This window comes from Citrobacter sp. RHB36-C18, from assembly GCF_013814485.1.
GTDB classification, from domain to species: Bacteria; Pseudomonadota; Gammaproteobacteria; order Enterobacterales; family Enterobacteriaceae; genus Citrobacter; species Citrobacter braakii.
This window is the reverse complement of record NZ_CP057125.1, coordinates 215,097-232,499: the sequence shown is the minus strand read 5'-3', so window position 1 is coordinate 232,499 and position 17,403 is coordinate 215,097. Positions and strand designations below refer to the sequence as shown.

14 protein-coding genes are annotated in these 17,403 nt (G+C 50.3%); 10 read left to right on the top strand and 4 right to left on the bottom strand.

Annotated elements, in window-relative coordinates; genetic code table 11:
* Positions 1–172: 172 nt before the first annotated feature.
* The 7 genes from HVZ52_RS01070 to HVZ52_RS01040 all read left to right on the top strand — a co-directional run bounded on the left by HVZ52_RS01070 (position 173) and on the right by HVZ52_RS01040 (position 6,755).
* Positions 173–1,372, top strand: a complete 1,200-nt coding sequence (locus HVZ52_RS01070; protein WP_181598769.1) for an NAD(P)/FAD-dependent oxidoreductase — start codon at positions 173–175, stop codon at positions 1,370–1,372.
* A gap of 451 nt (positions 1,373–1,823) precedes the next feature.
* Positions 1,824–2,633, top strand: a complete 810-nt coding sequence (locus tag HVZ52_RS01065) for a sorbitol-6-phosphate dehydrogenase subunit (protein ID WP_016157691.1) — start codon at positions 1,824–1,826, stop codon at positions 2,631–2,633.
* Positions 2,634–2,663: 30 nt separating this feature from the next.
* Complete coding sequence (locus tag HVZ52_RS01060) at positions 2,664–4,112, top strand: PTS mannitol transporter subunit IICB (RefSeq protein ID WP_016157692.1); 1,449 nt, start codon at positions 2,664–2,666, stop codon at positions 4,110–4,112.
* Complete coding sequence (locus HVZ52_RS01055) at positions 4,109–4,537, top strand: PTS sugar transporter subunit IIA (RefSeq protein ID WP_016157693.1); 429 nt, start codon at positions 4,109–4,111, stop codon at positions 4,535–4,537. The genes HVZ52_RS01060 and HVZ52_RS01055 overlap by 4 nt, the downstream gene beginning before the upstream one ends.
* Before the next feature lie 39 nt (positions 4,538–4,576).
* Positions 4,577–5,275: a DeoR/GlpR family DNA-binding transcription regulator gene (locus HVZ52_RS01050; RefSeq protein WP_047501382.1), complete on the top strand. Its 699-nt coding sequence runs from the start codon at positions 4,577–4,579 to the stop codon at positions 5,273–5,275.
* A gap of 17 nt (positions 5,276–5,292) precedes the next feature.
* The gene (locus tag HVZ52_RS01045; RefSeq protein WP_181598768.1) at positions 5,293–6,465 is read left to right on the top strand and encodes a mannitol dehydrogenase; all 1,173 of its coding nucleotides are present in this window, start codon (positions 5,293–5,295) and stop codon (positions 6,463–6,465) included.
* 2 nt (positions 6,466–6,467) lie between these two features.
* On the top strand, positions 6,468–6,755 hold the full coding sequence (locus HVZ52_RS01040; protein ID WP_029139725.1) for an HPr family phosphocarrier protein: 288 nt from the start codon (positions 6,468–6,470) through the stop codon (positions 6,753–6,755).
* A gap of 98 nt (positions 6,756–6,853) precedes the next feature.
* Here HVZ52_RS01040 and rsmJ read toward each other — a convergent pair whose 3' ends face one another.
* Both rsmJ and prlC read right to left on the bottom strand, forming a co-directional pair.
* On the bottom strand, positions 6,854–7,606 hold the full coding sequence (rsmJ, locus tag HVZ52_RS01035) for a 16S rRNA (guanine(1516)-N(2))-methyltransferase RsmJ (protein WP_101700420.1): 753 nt from the start codon (positions 7,604–7,606) through the stop codon (positions 6,854–6,856).
* 8 nt (positions 7,607–7,614) lie between these two features.
* Positions 7,615–9,657: an oligopeptidase A gene (gene prlC / locus HVZ52_RS01030; RefSeq protein WP_181598767.1), complete on the bottom strand. Its 2,043-nt coding sequence runs from the start codon at positions 9,655–9,657 to the stop codon at positions 7,615–7,617.
* Positions 9,658–9,871: 214 nt separating this feature from the next.
* On the opposite strand from prlC, the gene HVZ52_RS01025 reads away from it, so the two are divergent.
* Both HVZ52_RS01025 and gorA read left to right on the top strand, forming a co-directional pair.
* Positions 9,872–10,714 (top strand): 23S rRNA (adenine(2030)-N(6))-methyltransferase RlmJ, encoded by an 843-nt coding sequence (locus tag HVZ52_RS01025; protein WP_016154881.1) that lies wholly within the window; start codon positions 9,872–9,874, stop codon positions 10,712–10,714.
* A 104-nt stretch (positions 10,715–10,818) separates the two neighbouring features.
* The gene (gene gorA / locus HVZ52_RS01020) at positions 10,819–12,171 is read left to right on the top strand and encodes a glutathione-disulfide reductase (RefSeq protein WP_046274489.1); all 1,353 of its coding nucleotides are present in this window, start codon (positions 10,819–10,821) and stop codon (positions 12,169–12,171) included.
* Positions 12,172–12,212: 41 nt separating this feature from the next.
* Here gorA and HVZ52_RS01015 read toward each other — a convergent pair whose 3' ends face one another.
* Complete coding sequence (locus tag HVZ52_RS01015) at positions 12,213–13,607, bottom strand: cytochrome-c peroxidase (protein WP_016157700.1); 1,395 nt, start codon at positions 13,605–13,607, stop codon at positions 12,213–12,215.
* A 425-nt stretch (positions 13,608–14,032) separates the two neighbouring features.
* On the opposite strand from HVZ52_RS01015, the gene HVZ52_RS01010 reads away from it, so the two are divergent.
* The gene (locus HVZ52_RS01010) at positions 14,033–15,682 is read left to right on the top strand and encodes an alpha,alpha-trehalase (protein WP_029139724.1); all 1,650 of its coding nucleotides are present in this window, start codon (positions 14,033–14,035) and stop codon (positions 15,680–15,682) included.
* A 27-nt stretch (positions 15,683–15,709) separates the two neighbouring features.
* Here HVZ52_RS01010 and HVZ52_RS01005 read toward each other — a convergent pair whose 3' ends face one another.
* Positions 15,710–17,299 carry an STY4199 family HEPN domain-containing protein gene (locus tag HVZ52_RS01005; RefSeq protein WP_047415891.1) on the bottom strand — a complete coding sequence of 530 codons (1,590 nt, stop codon included), beginning with the start codon at positions 17,297–17,299 and terminating at the stop codon, positions 15,710–15,712.
* Positions 17,300–17,403 lie beyond the last annotated feature (104 nt).

Sequence of the window (17,403 nt, the reverse complement as noted above, 5' to 3'; positions counted from 1 at the left end):
AGACAGCAGCACAATCCATATTTATATAAAAACTTTAATCATATATTTATCAAATAGATAATCAAACACCCTACGACATCAGGACAAAAAGGATCCTGATCGCATTGCAATTCTTAACTACGACAAATAAAATCCGAGTAAATTATTCGTAGTCACCAGAGAGAACCCCCCAATGCGTAAACGAATTCTGATCGTGGGCGCCGGCTTTGCCGGTATGTGGGCAGCATTAAGCGCCGCACGACTGGCGGATAAACATCAGCAGGCCATTGATATTACAGTAATTGCACCACAGCCAGAGCTGCGTGTCCGCCCACGCTTTTATGAACGCGCCGTACAAACCCTGGTCGCCCCACTGCAACCCTTGTTTGACGTTACCGGCGTCAACTTCCTGCAAGGTAACGTCGAGCAGATCATCCCGGACTCTAAAGAGGTGAGCTGGAAAGATGCCAACGGAGAAATTCATCTGCGCCGCTACGACCGCCTGGTACTCGCCAGCGGGAGTCACGTTAACCGCGACGCCGTTGTCGGTGCAGCCGAGCATGCGTTTGACCTCGACCAGCTCGAGAGCGCCACCGCACTGGAGCAGCACATTACAGACCTGGCATTACAGCCGGAAAGTGAGGCTCGCAATACGGTGGTGGTCTGTGGCGGCGGCTTTACCGGGATTGAGATGGCGCTGGAATTACCTGGTCGTCTGCGTGAGATTCTGGGTGCCGATGCTAAGACCAGAGTGGTCGTAGTTGAACGCGGTGCTCAGCCTGCCGGGCGTTGGAGCCAGGAATTACGCGACGTAATAATCGAAGCCTCCACTGAACTGGGCATCGAATGGTTGGTAAATGCAGAAGTAGAAAGCGTGGATGCCGGCGGCGTAACGCTGAAAGATGGGCAGGTTATTGCCTCTCAAACAGTTATCTGGACCGTCGGCGTGCAGGCCAATAGCCTGACAGCACAGATTAACGCCCCGCGCGATCGACAGGGCCGCCTGCATGTGAATGCCAATCTGCAGGTCGTGGGTCATGATGATATCTACGCCACTGGCGATGTGGCCTACGCCGCCACCGATGACAAAGGCAACCATGCGTTAATGACCTGCCAGCACGCTATTTTGTTGGGTAAATTCGCCGGTAATAACGCTGCTGCAAGCCTGCTGGGAGTAGAACCTTCACCGTACCGTCAGGAGATGTACGTCACCTGTCTGGATCTCGGCGCGTGGGGTGCGGTGTATACCGAAGGATGGGATCAGCAGGTCAAACTCACTCGCGCAGAAGCGAAGAAACTGAAAGTATCGATTGTCAGTGAACTGATTTATCCGCCGAAAGCGGAAAGAGCCGTCGCATTTGAGATGGCTGACCCATACGCACCGTTTGTCTAACCTCCAGTAAACATAGTCTTCCTGACGGACAATCACTCTGTCAGGAAGTCGCCAGTGCCATACAACCTCCCCAGCAATGCCCCATCAGTTATATACATGGTTCTTTATCAATTATTCCCCTCAATTTTAATCACGCATAAAGACGCATTAAAAAAGCAAACGTGCAAATAAACGCATTAATGAATCGATTAACAATCGTACACGCCAGAAATGCGATCCTTTACGCAAAACACAAGAAATATAAGCAACCAACTGAATTAAAAGAATTTAAAATGTATCCTGTGATTAGCATCGCAAAAATCAACGATCTTCGTAGGCAATGCGTTTTTCTGCGCATAGATTATAAACACGCAAAAAACCGCATCAACATGTAAACAATATGCTGCGGGCATCGAATGTCAAATACCCAGGCAGCTGCTGTCAGTCAATCGTGAAAAGTGGGAGAACGTAAATGGATCAAGCAACAAAGTGGTTGGATCTTTCCGGTAAAGTCGTGGTCGTGACGGGTGGCAGTATGGGCCTAGGTGAAAAAATGGTTGAGAATCTCTACGCCAACGGTGCAACCGTGGTTTATGCCGATTTATCACCCAATAAAAACTTCAGCCAGTTCGACGACATCATCTTCATCAAATGCGATGTGACCAAAAAAACAGAAGTTGAGCAGCTCACGGCCTCAGTGGTAAAGAGGTTTGGTCATATAGACGGTTTAGTCAACAATGCGGGTGTCAGCCGTCCACGCCTGTTAGTCGATGTATTTAAAGAAAAACCAGAATATGAACTGAGCGAAGATGATTTCGACTTTATGGTCAACGTTAACCAGAAAGCTGTTTTTCTGGTATCGCAGTCCATTGGGCGCCAGATGGTCGAACAAGAATCCGGCGTCATTATCAATATGACTTCCGAAGCTGGTGTTCAGGGTTCACGCGGGCAGAGCTGCTATTCCGCAACGAAAGCCGCCGTTAACGCCTTCACATTTTCATGGGCGAAAGAGTTGGGCCCCCACAATGTGCGCGTTGTTAGCGTTGAGCCAGCCATCAATGTACCAACGCCAATGAACAGCGAAGCCAATTTCCGGGCGCTGGCTTACACACGAGGAACCGATCCAAATCATGTTCATAAAGACTATAAAGGCATTATTCCTCTTGGTCGTCCGGGGAAACTTGAAGAGATTGCCGACCTGATCTCTTTCCTGGTTTCCGATCATTCTTCTTATATCACCGGGTCCGTAATCAATATTACCGGCGGTAAATCGCATCATTAATCACTCATCAATATAAGAATGGAGCCGACCATGGGGAACAGTCGAATTGCCAATAGCCCTGCGTTAGCAAAAATTAGAAAGTTTGGTGGAGTTATGAGCGGCATGGTTATGCCGAATCTGGGAGCGTTTGTGGGATGGGGTTTAATGGCCGCCATCTTTATCCCTAATGGCTGGTTCCCTAATGAAAAATTAGGTGAAATGGTTGGCCCAATCCTAAATTACCTTTTTCCATTACTGATTGGCTATACCGCAGGATATAACATCCACGGTCAACGTGGAGGGGTCATTGCTGCATTCGCGACAATGGGCGTTATCGTCGGGTCAGAAATCACGATGATCAGTGGGGCGATGGTCATGGGGCCACTCTCTTCCTGGCTGTTGAAGAAATTTGACCAAAAAGTGCAGGACAAAATTAAGCCGGGATTTGAAATGTTCGTCAATAATTTCAGTCTCGGAATTATTGGCCTGATATGCGCTATTTTCGCCTATATGACCGTTGGGCCGGTTATCCGCCTGCTGATTGTCATTATCACATCAGGGGTAAACTGGTGTACCAGCAATAATTTACTCCCTTTACTGTCAGTGTTTATGGCGCCCGCTCAGGTTCTGTTCCTGAATAATGTGGTTAACCACGGCATTCTCGCACCAATTGGTTTCGCCCAGGTTCCCGAACTGGGTAAATCAATCATGTTCCTGGTAGATACCAATAATGGCCCACTGCTCGGAACATTAATGGCGATAGCCCTGTTTGGACGTGGACGCGCGAAGAAAACAGCACCGATGGCGATGTTTATTGCAGGTATAGCGGGGATCGGTGAAGTCTATTTTCCGTTTGTGCTGGCAAATCCATTACTGGTATTCGCCACAATGGGAGGACTTGCCGTCTCCTTATTCTTACAAGTCATCATGGAAGGCGGGTTGATCGGCGTTGCATCTCCAGGCAGTTTAATCGCTATCGCCATGATGACGCCGAAAAGCGCCATCGTTGCCAATCTGGTGTCCATCAGCGCAGGATTTATCGTGTCATGCGCGCTGGGCTGGTTAATACTTAAAATCAGCCCCGGTTCAGAAGATGATGATGAAAGCCCAGTGACTGTCGGCGGGCGTCAGGTTAAATCTGTGGCTGATTTTGTCCCAGGCTTATCCAATACCAGCGTAAAAAAGGTGCAACGTATATTGGTCGCATGTGATTCCGGGATGGGTTCTAGCGCAATGGGCGCTTCTGTTCTACGTAAACGACTACAAGAAGAAGGGCTCGGCTATATTAAGGTTATTAACGATTCAGCAAACCGAGTGGGTAGAGACTACGATATGGTAATTACTTTATCTGGGCTCCTTGAGCGCGCAAAATTAAGCTGTGAAAACACCGATACTGTGTTTATGACCGTTAATAACTTTATTAAGTTGAGTGATTATGACGAAACAGTTGCGTTTATAAAATCGCATAATCATGAAAACCATGAAGAGGTGCCAGCATGAGTGACATCTTTATCCCCGAGAACATTATTCTTAATGCACATGCCAACGATAAATTTGAAGCTATAACCCTTACTGGAAATATTCTGAAAATGAATGGCTATGTGACAGATAAATACGTTCAGAGAATGAAACTCAGAGAGGAGATTGTTTCAACTTATTTAGGCAATGGTTTAGCAATACCACATGGTACGGATGGTTCAGATTGCGAAATCATTAAGTCAGGCATTTCTTTAGTACAGTTTCCTGACGGTATAGACTTTGGTGATGGAAATACTGCCTATATAACCATAGGTATCGCGGGTAAAGAAGGCGAACATATGGACTTGTTAAATAAAATCGCCTTAATTTGCATTGAAGAAAAGAATGTTCAGGCATTACGAACCGCTAACTCTATAGAATATATTTTACAAGTGCTAAACATCTAAGATATACTCATTATTCTCTGAATAAAATGAGTCATTACGATGAAAGCGGCAAGACAAGATATTATTCTTCAAATACTTGAGAAAGAGAAAAAGATTGTTGTCAGTAAATTAAGTGAGCGTCTTAAGGTTTCTGAGGACACCATAAGACGCGACTTAAATGAGCTTGCGAATCAAGGAGTAATTCATCGTGTTCATAGTGGCGCAATACGCGTCGGGCCTGCCATCACTGAGTTTAATATCCGGCAGGATCTGAACACCAATGAGAAAGTAAAGCTGGCAAAGAAAGCCGTACATTTAATTAAAGAAAATAGCGTCATTTTAATTGACGGAGGAACAACTAACTACGAACTCATAAAGCTAATACCCAAAGATTTAAAATGCACTGTTGTTTCTAATAACATCCCTATTCTGCATTTATTAAGTGATTACAAGAATGTAGAGGTTATAGGATTAGGGGGCAGGCTTTATAAAAACTCTTTGGTTTTAATTGGTGCTGAAACTATTCGCGAATTAAATGCTATTCGCCCGGATATATACTTTATGGGTGTTGCGCATGTTGACAGTGAAGTCGGTGTAACTATTCCCGATCTGGATGAGTGTTATACCAAACAAAAAATGGCTGAAGTCTCTAATGAAGTTGCCATTCTTGTAACCGAAGAAAAACTTGAGACCAGATCTAATTTCGTGGTGTCCTCACTCAAGGATATAAATCATATATTCACGAGCAAGGATATCTAATAATATGAGGAGTTATAATGAAACGCGTATTAATTATAGGCGCTGGCCGCCTTGGTAAAGGCTTTGTGGGCGAAACATTTGACAATGCTGGCTGGGATATAACATTTCTGGATAAAGACCAAAGAGTTATTGATGAACTGAACCGTGAAAACAAATATACCGTTCAGGTTTTTCGTACTGATGACATCATTTTACACGAGATCACCAACTTTAATGCTTTTTTGACCGATGACAACTATTCTGTCATGAATGACTTTCTTGAGTCGTCTGTCATTATGTGTCCACTTTATCCAGAGGATTTTGCAGAATCCGCTCAGTATCTTGGCAAATGTTTTGAGCATCAATATCATATTGACCCAAACAAAAAAATGTCATTAATTTGCCTGACAAATAAAAATCATATTATTAAAGATATTGAAGGCTGGTACCGTGACGCAATCCCATCTGCTGAAGCGCGTCAATGGTTCGACACCCACGTAGCGATCCGCGACTCAATTGTCAGACGCTCCACCGATGCCAAAACGCACTACGCAACCCAGATAGACAGCACCGCCGTTGCCTCATTGATCATTCAAACTCCTCTTTATAACGACATCAGTGGTGTGGAATGGCTAGAGCCACGCGAACATCTGGAAATGCTTAAAGACATCAAAGTATTTACCATCAATGGCCCTCACGCTACTACCGCCTGGTATGGACATCTGAAAGGTTACAAAACCATTCCTGATGCCTCAGCCGATCCTCAGGTTTCAGATTTGGCCAATGCGGTACACGATGTCACAATTACTGCGGTAATGACCGAATACCCACAAATCACGCGCGAAGCATTAAAAGATCTGGAGTACTTACCTAAAGCTAAAAACGAACTCCCGGATTCGATTCATCGTGTCGCCTATGATCCTATTCGGAAATTGGCTTATCAGGATCGCTTAATGGGTGTAGTGCAACTTTGTCTTAAACACGACCTCGATTACACCCCCCTCACAAAAGCGATCGCTTGCGGCCTTGCTTATTATGCCGAAGACGATCAAACCTCTGTCAAACTGCAACAGAAAATGCAACGAATGGGATTGCTGACTACCGCTGCCGAAATCATTGGCTTACCTAAAAATCACCCTGTGACGCTTAATGTTGCACAGCAATATTTAGCGCTGGATGCTGAAAATTTAATTCCAACGACACAGTGTTAATTATGATGCCTGATGCCAATTGCAATGCTCGTTTCATCATAAAAAATGAGCATGGTCTACATGCTCGTCCAGGAGCAAACCTGGTTGCGACATTAAAACCCTTTAAATGTGAAGTTAAGATCGCAAATCTTGCAAGAAGTGATAAATACGTAAATGCAAAGAGTCTAATGGCTCTCATGTCCCTGGGTATAAAAAAAGGCCATGAAGTCAATATCGTATTCCTGGGTGAAGATGCCCAAATTGCATTACAAAAACTTAGCGCCGAAATCGAAAATGGTTTAGGTGAATAAGCTAATATCATTGGCGCTTATTTTTAAATAAGCGCCAACATCCGAAGATTTGGGAGCATTATGATGACCACCACCCACGATCGAGTTAAGTGGAAAGGCTATTCAGGAGTCCCCGCGTAAATATCAAACCGATGCCCTTTCGTAACTACCGCGTTCGGCGTGGCGACATCCGCCAGCGGCGGTGCGTAATCCGGGCGCTTCACTACCACACGTTTAGTGGCTAGCTGACGCGCAGGCTCCAGCAGCCCATCCGCATCCAGGTCCGGCCCCACCAACGACTGAAACACGCGCATCTCTTTTTTCACCAGCGCACTTTTCTGCTTATGCGGGAACATCGGGTCGAGGTACACCACCTGCGGACGCGGGGTGATATCGGTTAACGCCGTCAGGCTTGAGGCGTGGATCAGTTGTAAACGTTCCTGCAGCCACGGACCGATTTCCGGGTCAGCATACCCTCGCGCCAGGCCATCATCCAACAGCGCCGCCACGACCGGGTTACGTTCCAGCATTCGCACGCGGCAGCCTACTGAGGCCAGCACAAACGCATCGCGCCCCAGCCCTGCAGTCGCATCAACCACATCCGGCAGGTAATCGCCTTTAATGCCAACCGCCTTCGCCACCGCTTCGCCGCGACCACCGCCAAATTTGCGCCGATGGGCCATCGCACCGCCAACGAAATCCACGAAGATACCGCCGAGTTTGGGCTCATCACGTTTACGCAGTTCCAGATGTTCCGGTGTCATCACCAGCGCCATCAGGTTATCTTCATCGTGCGTAAGATTCCAGCGGGCGGCAAGAACAGATAAGGCGCCGTCTCCGGCGCCTGTTTCATCTACTAAGCAGATTTTCACGTGAATAATCAGCCTTTAATCCCGTAATGCTCCAGCATTGCATCCAGTTGCGGCTCACGGCCACGGAAGCGCTTGAACAGTTCCATCGGCTCTTCAGAACCACCACGGGTGAGAATGTTATCGAGGAACGATTGTCCGGTTTGACGGTTGAAAATCCCTTCATCTTCAAAGCGAGAGAATGCATCCGCCGCCAGCACGTCGGCCCACAGGTAGCTGTAGTAACCCGCCGCATAGCCACCAGCAAAAATGTGGCTGAAGGCATGCGGGAAGCGGCCCCACGTTGGGCCCGGCACCACGGCGACCTGCTTTTTAATTTCCACCAGCGTTTCGAGGATTTTCGCCCCTTGCTGTGGGTTAAACTCCGCGTGCAGACGGAAATCAAACAGGCCAAACTCCAGTTGACGCAGAATAAACAGTGCCGCCTGGTAATTTTTCGCCGCCAGCATTTTATCCAGCAGCTCCTTGGGCAGTGGCTCACCGGTCTCAAAGTGACCAGAGATAAATGCCAGCGCTTCGGGCTCCCAGCACCAGTTTTCCATAAACTGGCTCGGCAGTTCGACCGCATCCCACGGCACGCCGTTGATACCTGAAACACCGGCAGTTTCGATACGGGTCAGCATATGGTGCAGACCGTGGCCGAACTCGTGGAACAGGGTGATCACTTCATCGTGGGTAAACAGCGCGGGTTTGCCGTTCACCGGGCGGTTAAAGTTACAGGTCAGGTAGGCAACAGGCTTTTGCAGCGTACCGTCGGCTTTACGCATCTGGCCGACGCAGTCGTCCATCCACGCCCCGCCACGTTTATGTTCACGGGCATACAGGTCAAGATAGAAACTGCCGCGCAGTTCGTTGTTTTCGTCATACAGTTCGAAGAAACGTACTTCCGGGTGCCAGACGTCAACATCAGTGCGCTCTTTAGCGGTAATGCCGTAAATACGTTTAACCACTTCAAACAGGCCGTTAACGGCTTTGTTTTCCGGGAAGTATGGACGCAGCTGCTCGTCGCTGATGCTATAGAGGTGCTGTTTTTGTTTCTCGCTGTAGTAAGCGATATCCCACGGTTGCAGCTCATCGACACCAAATTCCGCTTTCGCGAAGGCGCGCAGTTGAGCCAGCTCTTTCTCGCCCTGAGGACGGGCACGTTTCGCCAGGTCGGTAAGGAAGTCGAGTACCTGCTGCGGGTTTTCCGCCATTTTGGTGGACAGAGATTTAAAAGCGTAGCTTTCAAAGCCCAGCAGCTGTGCCAGCTCGTGGCGCAGCGCGAGGATCTCTTCCATTATCGGGCTGTTGTCCCATTTACCAGCGTTTGGCCCCTGGTCAGACGCGCGAGTGGAGTAAGCGCGATACATCTCCTCACGCAGCCCCTGGTTATCACAGTAGGTCATCACCGGCAGGTAGCTTGGGATATCCAGCGTTAACAGGTAGCCTTCCTGCTGTTTAGCATCAGCCTGGGCTTTTGCAGCCGCCAGCGCGCTTTCCGGCATGCCGGAGAGTTCCGCTTCATCAGTCACCAGCTTAGTCCAGCCCATCGTGGCATCGAGGACGTTATTGCTGTAGAGATTGCCCAGCTCAGACAGGCGGGTGGCAATCTCACCATAGCGCAGCTGTTTTTCCTTCGGCAGACCAATACCAGAAAGCTCAAAATCGCGCAGCGCGTTATCGACCGCTTTTTTCTGTGCGGTGTTCAGGGTAGCGTAATGATCGCCGTCACGCAGGTCGCGGTACGCTTTGTACAGACCTTCATGTTGCCCAACCCAGGTGCTGTATTCAGACAGCAGCGGCAGCGTTTGTTCGTAGGCTTCGCGCAATTCCGGGCTGTTTTTCACCGAGTTCAGGTGGCTAACCGGAGAGAAAATACGCCCCAGCACATCGTCAACTTCCGCCAACGGCTGGCAAAGATTTTCCCAGGTGTACGGCGCGCCCTGCGCAACCACTCGCTCAACGTTTTCGCGGCAATCGTTCAGCGCCTTAGTAACGGCAGGCACAACGTGCTCAGGCTGAATTTTAGAAAACGGCGGCAGTTCGAAGGGGGTCAGCAATGGATTGGTCATTAGCGCGGTCCTGTTGAAAAGAGTGAATGAAGCGCGTATCCGGCGCTGTGCATATTAATTTGTACAATGGGGTTAAGTGTAGAGGATTTCAATGCCAGGCGTTGCGCTTTCGCGGCAGTGACGACTTTTCTGTATACTGTGGCGATACGCTTTATTTTCGCCCGATATTGCGCTGTTTTCGGGCCTACGTTTATAACCTGGAACACGTTTACCCATGCTGAGTTATCGCCACAGTTATCACGCTGGCAACCACGCCGACGTCCTTAAACACACCGTCCAGAGCCTGATCATCGAATCGCTTAAAGAGAAAGAAAAACCGTTTCTCTATCTGGATACCCATGCTGGCGCAGGCCGTTATCAGCTGAGCAGTGAGCATGCCGAACGTACCGGTGAATATCTGGAAGGGATCGCCCGTATCTGGCAGCAGGACGATTTGCCTGCCGAACTGGAACCCTACATTGGCGTGGTGAAGCACTTCAACCGTAGCGGCCAGTTGCGCTATTACCCCGGCTCTCCGTTAATTGCTCGCCAGCTGCTGCGAGAACAGGACAGCCTGCAATTAACGGAACTGCACCCGAGCGACTTTCCTTTGCTGCGCGGCGAATTCCAGAAAGATGAGCGCGCACGCGTGGCCAAAGCCGATGGTTATCAGCAGCTAAAAGCAAAATTACCGCCGGTTTCCCGTCGCGGGCTGATCCTTATCGATCCCCCCTACGAAATCAAAAGCGACTACCAGGCGGTGGTGACCGGTATTAACGAAGGCTATAAGCGTTTCGCAACCGGCACCTATGCGCTGTGGTATCCGGTAGTTCTGCGCCAGCAAATCAAACGCATGATCCACGACCTGGAAGACACCGGTATCCGCAAAATTCTGCAAATTGAGCTGGCGGTGCGTCCGGACAGCGATCAGCGCGGCATGACGGCGTCCGGTATGATTGTAATAAACCCGCCGTGGAAGCTGGAGCAGCAGATGAACAGTGTCCTGCCGTGGTTGCACAGCAAACTGGTTCCGGCAGGAACCGGTCATACGTCGGTAAGCTGGATCGTGCCGGAGTAATCGCAGTCATCGGTGGAACCTTTTAATTTCAGGTATACAATCGCGAATATTTTGGCGGATGGCGTAACGCTTCTCCGCCCTACAATGAACATGAAGGAGCGGTCATGACCAAGCACTATGATTACATCGCTATTGGCGGCGGCAGCGGTGGTATTGCCTCCATTAACCGTGCAGCAATGTACGGCCAGAAATGCGCGCTGATTGAAGCCAAAGAGCTAGGCGGCACCTGCGTTAACGTTGGCTGCGTACCGAAAAAAGTGATGTGGCATGCCGCACAGGTCCGCGAAGCAATCCACATGTACGGGCCGGATTACGGTTTCGACACCACCATCAATAAGTTCGATTGGGATAAACTGATCGCCACGCGCACCGCTTATATTGATCGCATTCATACCTCGTACGACAACGTGCTGGGCAAAAATAATGTCGATGTGATTAAAGGCTTTGCCCGCTTTGTGGATGCCAAAACCATTGAAGTGAACGGTGAAACCATTACTGCCGATCATATTTTGATTGCTACCGGTGGTCGCCCGAGCCATCCGAGCATTCCGGGTGTGGAATACGGTATCGACTCCGACGGTTTCTTTGAGCTGCCCGCGCTGCCAAAACGCGTGGCCGTTGTTGGCGCAGGCTACATCGCCGTTGAACTGGCGGGCGTAATTAACGGTCTGGGTGCACAAACGCATCTGTTCGTGCGTAAACACGCGCCGCTGCGCAGCTTCGACCCGATGATCGTCGACACGCTGGTTGAGGTGATGAACGCCGAAGGCCCGACTCTGCATACTCACGCAATTCCAAAAGCGGTCGTTAAAAACGCTGATGGCAGCCTGACCCTGCAACTGGAAGATGGTCGTAGCGAAACGGTAGATTGCCTGATTTGGGCGATCGGTCGTGAACCTGCCACCGACAACTTCAACCTGGCGGTTACTGGCGTGAAAACCAACGAAAAAGGCTACATCGTCGTTGATAAATTCCAGAACACCAGCGTGCCGGGTATTTATGCCGTCGGCGATAACACCGGGGCCGTTGAGCTGACGCCGGTTGCCGTTGCCGCGGGCCGTCGTCTGTCCGAGCGTCTGTTTAACAACAAGCCGGACGAACATCTGGACTACAGCAACATCCCGACCGTGGTCTTCAGCCATCCGCCTATTGGTACCGTGGGCCTGACCGAGCAGCAGGCTCGCGAACAGCACGGCGATGATCAGGTGAAAGTGTATAAATCATCGTTTACCGCGATGTATACCGCTGTCACCACCCACCGTCAGCCGTGCCGCATGAAGCTGGTTTGCGTCGGTCCGGAAGAGAAGATTGTCGGTATTCATGGCATTGGTTTTGGGATGGATGAAATGCTGCAAGGCTTCGCGGTCGCTCTGAAAATGGGCGCAACCAAGAAAGACTTTGATAACACCGTTGCCATTCACCCAACGGCATCTGAAGAGTTCGTGACCATGCGTTAATCAATAAAAAACCGGATGGCACTTTGCCATCCGGTTTTCTCTTATTTACCCTGCATATACGGTGTATATACCCCATTAAGGCTTTCGAGGAATGCTACGATATCGTCGATATCTTCCTGAGGCAGTTCTTTACCCACCTGATAACGCAGCATCAGTTTTACCGCGCCGTCGAGCGTAGGCACATCACCGCGATGGAAATAGGGCGCAGTCAGCGCAACGTTACGCAATCCAGGGACTTTCTGACGCAGCTTGTCACGTAATTCATTGGTGACGTTCATGCGGCCAATATCTGCAGCAGTGACCTCGCCGAAATTAAAGTCCTTTTTCAGCCCCAATGGCTCAAATGAACGTCCGCCTAAAATAATACCGCCATGACAGGTCGCGCACTTATTATCTTTAAACAACTGATAGCCATGTTTTTGCTGAGCGGTTAAGGCCGCTTCATCACCACGCAGCCATTTATCAAACGGCGAATTTGGCGTAATCAGCGTTTTCTCAAACTCAGCAATCGCATCGGTAATATTATCCCCACTGAATCCCTGCGGATAAACGGCAATGAACTCTTGCTTAAGTTGCGGATCCTTGTCCAGTTTCTGGATAATTTCATCCCAGGATTTAGACGCCATTTCGATAGGGTTCAACGGTGGGCCACCGGCCTGCGCCTGCAGTGTTGGCGCACGGCCATCCCAGAATTGCTCAACGTTAAAGACCGAGTTAAATACCGTTGGCGCATTGATAGGGCCAACCGCGCCGCCTACACCGATTGACGTTTTCCGGCCATCCACGCCGCCCGCATTCAGGGCGTGACAGTGCGCACAAGAAATCGTGCTGTCGCCGGAAATACGCGGGTCATGGTAAAGCGTAAAACCAAGCGCTACTTTGCGGGCATCGGTCGGGATGCTTTCCGGTATCGGCTGTACAGGTTCATTACGATGCTGCGTGGCAGTATCGTTACTGGCGTAGTACTGCTCACGCTGTTTCGCAATCCAGCCCAGGATCTCTGCTCGCTCCGTATCGCTTACCTTGCCAGCCCAGTGCAGTGCGGTATAACGCGTCGGCGGCATGGTCTCGTATTGCATCACCCACTCAATTTTATTCAGATCGCTTTGCGAAACGGGTTTATCCGCGACCAGCGCCGCACGAACGGCCTCCAGATTGAATGATTTGTATCCCAGTTGAATATCGTAATTCATCAACTGCTTAGCGACGGGAAAAGAAGAATAGAAAGGTAATTCAGCCGAAGGAGTGTGACAATAATCGCATCCTTTTTCACGTAAGAACCCTAGTACTTTATTATTTTCTTCCAGCGTAGAGGCCTGAACATCAGCCTGTTTACTCCGTTGATTATCGTGATACCACACATAACCGGATAATCCAAAATAACAAATCGCGACGCCAGCTATGGCAATCACGGTAAGACGGGTAATGATTTTCATTATTTTACCCTCACCGTTGTGAGTTATTGTGACCCAGAAAATTAGAATAATTAATAGACAGTCTTTGTCAGACCTGACCATCATAGGAAATGAGGGAATTACTATTTTGATAAGTATCAAGCAATTACATGGAGGAGAACTATCGATAGAATAGCCTGTGCCTATTATAGAGTTAAACGTTACCAGGTTGCGTTCACACCTCGTTGCAATCGAATGTTCTGAAAATGGAATATCCTCAGGTTGAGCAGAATTCGGAATTATTCATTATTTTCATTGGGATAGATTTATTTTTTGGATATTGCGCAGCACTAAAATGTGATCGACCGCACGCTTTACTCACCAGATACCGAAGCGAATGTCTACGCTTAATTGACGAGCGGGCAATAGCCTTAATCTTTCAACGTCCATCGGAGGTCTTTCGCATTATGCTCAACCAGAAACTACCCCACGCCCCTTCTGAAGAAATGACGATCGACATCGATCTGCTTTATGAAATGGATCCGTGCGAGTTAAAGCTGGATGAAATGATTGAGGCGGAGCCTGAACCGGAGATGATTGAAGGGTTACCCGCCTCAGATGCGTTAACTCCCGCCGATCGTTACCTCGAGCTGTTCGAACACGTTCAGTCGTCGAAACTGTTTGCCGATAGCAAAACCTTCCCCGACTGTGCGCCGAAAATGGATCCGCTGGATATTTTGATCCGCTATCGCAAGGTTAAACGCCACCGCGATTTTGATCTGCGACGCTTCGTCGAGAACCACTTCTGGCTCCCGGAAACGCCCTCCAGTGAATATGTTTCTGACCCGGCAAATTCGCTGAAAGAGCATATCGATCAACTGTGGCCGGTGCTGACGCGCGAACCACAGGACCACATTCCCTGGTCCTCGCTGCTGGCGTTACCGCAGTCATATATTGTGCCCGGCGGACGTTTTAGTGAAACCTACTACTGGGATTCCTACTTCACCATGCTGGGTCTGGCGGAGAGCGGTCGCGAAGATCTGCTGAAATGTATGGCGGACAACTTTGCCTGGATGATTGAAAACTATGGTCACATCCCGAACGGTAACCGTACTTACTACCTGAGTCGCTCGCAGCCGCCGGTCTTTGCGCTGATGGTCGAACTGTTTGAAGAGGATGGCGTACGCGGCGCGCGTCGTTACCTTGATCATCTAAAAATGGAGTACGCGTTCTGGATGGATGGCGCAGATTCCCTGGTACTCAACCAGGCCTACCGTCACGTGATCAGAATGTCGGACGGCTCCCTGCTCAACCGCTATTGGGACGATCGTGATACGCCGCGCGATGAGTCGTGGCTTGAAGACGTCGAGACCGCCAAGCATTCGGGTCGCCCACCCAATGAAGTGTATCGGGATTTGCGCGCGGGCGCGGCCTCCGGCTGGGATTACTCCTCGCGCTGGCTACGCGATGCAGGCCGTCTTGCCAGCATACGCACCACTCAGTTCATCCCTATTGACCTGAACGCGTTCCTCTACAAGCTGGAGAGCACTATCGCCAATATTTCCGCACTGAAAGGCGACAAAGACACTGAAGCGCAGTTTCGCCAGAAAGCCAATGACCGCCGCGATGCGGTGAATCGCTATCTCTGGGACGATGAAAACGGCTGCTATCGCGATTACGACTGGCGGCGCGAACAAATGGCCCTGTTCTCTGCCGCCAGTATTGTGCCGCTGTATGTCGGCATGGCAACACATGAACAAGCCGACCGACTTGCCAATGCGGTCCGCAGTCGCCTGCTAACCCCCGGAGGGATTTTAGCCACGGAGCATGAAACGGGTGAGCAATGGGATAAACCCAACGGCTGGGCGCCGCTGCAGTGGATGGCGATCCAGGGTTTCAAACTTTACGGCGACGACCATCTCGGGGATGAAATCGCCCGTAACTGGTTGAAAACGGTGAATCTCTTTTATCAGGAACACCACAAGCTTATCGAAAAATACCACATCGCCGACGCCGCGCCGCGCGAAGGCGGCGGCGGAGAATATCCGTTACAGGACGGCTTTGGCTGGACCAATGGCGTGGTGCGCCGACTCATCGGTCTGTATGGCGAACCCTAGCAGCTGACGGTCTGAATTATCAGACGGTCAGTTAATCGCATCGTACAGTTCGGCGTGAATTTTTTGCCATTTCTTGTTCTCTGGGCTTGGCTGCGCGCGAACGCGTAGCTCGGCCTGTTCAAGGTCATACTGCTGACGCGCGACAACCGCCGGCACCGAGCAAAAACTTTGCAGATAGCTTTTATGCAGCGATGTGAGTGACGCCCCATTCGCCATCGCATGGCTGACCGTGGTCATAAACTGCCGACATGGCTTACTCTCACTCATCTGCGAAGGGTAACGCAGCAGCAGCCTCAACACCTCGGTATTGCCTGCCGAGAATGCCTGCTCCGTCCACGCCAGCTTCCAGTCCATCCCGCCCTGCAGGAAAAGTGACGTCACACGGGTGTCGTTGCGCTCGATAGCCGCGCGCATGTTAAAGGCATCCCAAGTGATGCCCATTCGGGTCACCGACTCCCGCGCACCAGGGGCATCACGCCGTGGCTCCTCCTGCACGATTTCAACAGATTGCCCGGAAGACGCTTGTGGCGCTGGCGAAATGAATAACCAGAACGCGCCCAGCGAAATCACCAGCACCATCACACCGACCGCTACCCACAACATGCCGGAAATCAGCTGTTCACGTTCTTCCGCCGTGCGCCTGGCCCGCTTCTCCGGCGGATCGATACTGTCTGCGATTTCCTGTTTATCGCCCCCCGCCTGCTCGTCTTTTTGCTTTGCGCTTTCCCAAAACTGGCGAACCGTCGCCTCATCGGACTCCAGATACGACGCAGGATTAATGCGCGTACGCCGTTCTTCAAATGCCCGCTGCACAGGGTGAGTAATCTGTCGGTACTGGCAATCCAGCAACAGCAGCTGTACTGAGGTTAGCGGCTGCTGCGCGATAACGCAGTTACGGGCCAGGCGGCAGTCATCCAGGAACATCCTCAGCGTGATACGTGGCTCAACAAACGACATGAGCACCGAGGTGTCGTTAAAAATCTCGCTAAAATGCCGAACGAATAACTTCTTATCGACAACCATCAGCGCCAGTTCGCTAAACATCATGCCGTCCAGCGCATCCCGACTTTCTCCCAGCTTTAACCAGCGACGCAGACGTTCACCGCCAAAGTGCTGTTTCAGGAAGCTGTTGAGCGGATGTTGATCCGGCCATACCCGCGCAATCAGGGATTTGAGGGTTAATTCTATTGCGCGAAGCTGACGCTGCGCCCGCATCTGCGCATCCGGCTCTGCACGTTCAATCTCGGTTGGATACTTCAGGAGGGGCTGTTGCTGGCGCAACTGTTCCAGAGAAGCGACAAAGCGCAGCGCAGAAATCAGCTGATTTTCACTGACGTCCTGGCCATTTTCATATTGCGGCACGCTCTGCTGAAGATGGCGTAGCCGCAACGTGAACTGACTCAATTGCGCGTCATTCATCTGCAACCGCCTGGCGACAACACCCCAACCTCCCAGATTCAATCGCGCCTGGTCAAGCTGCTCGAGAAACCAGCGTGGATCTTTACCCTCTGCGACGCGCACGCCAAGCATCAGCAAAATTTCTACCGAGGCTTGCCGGATTATCCCCAAACAATGTTCGAATGGTGTACATGTCGCCTGTAACGCGCTATTGGTCATTATCTTCCCTAAAAGGACCCAAAAAGTGCGGCCTCACAATGGTGTGTAGTTATCTTTTTTAAATGCAGCGCTGTGCCGCCACAGACTAAAACACATTCATATAG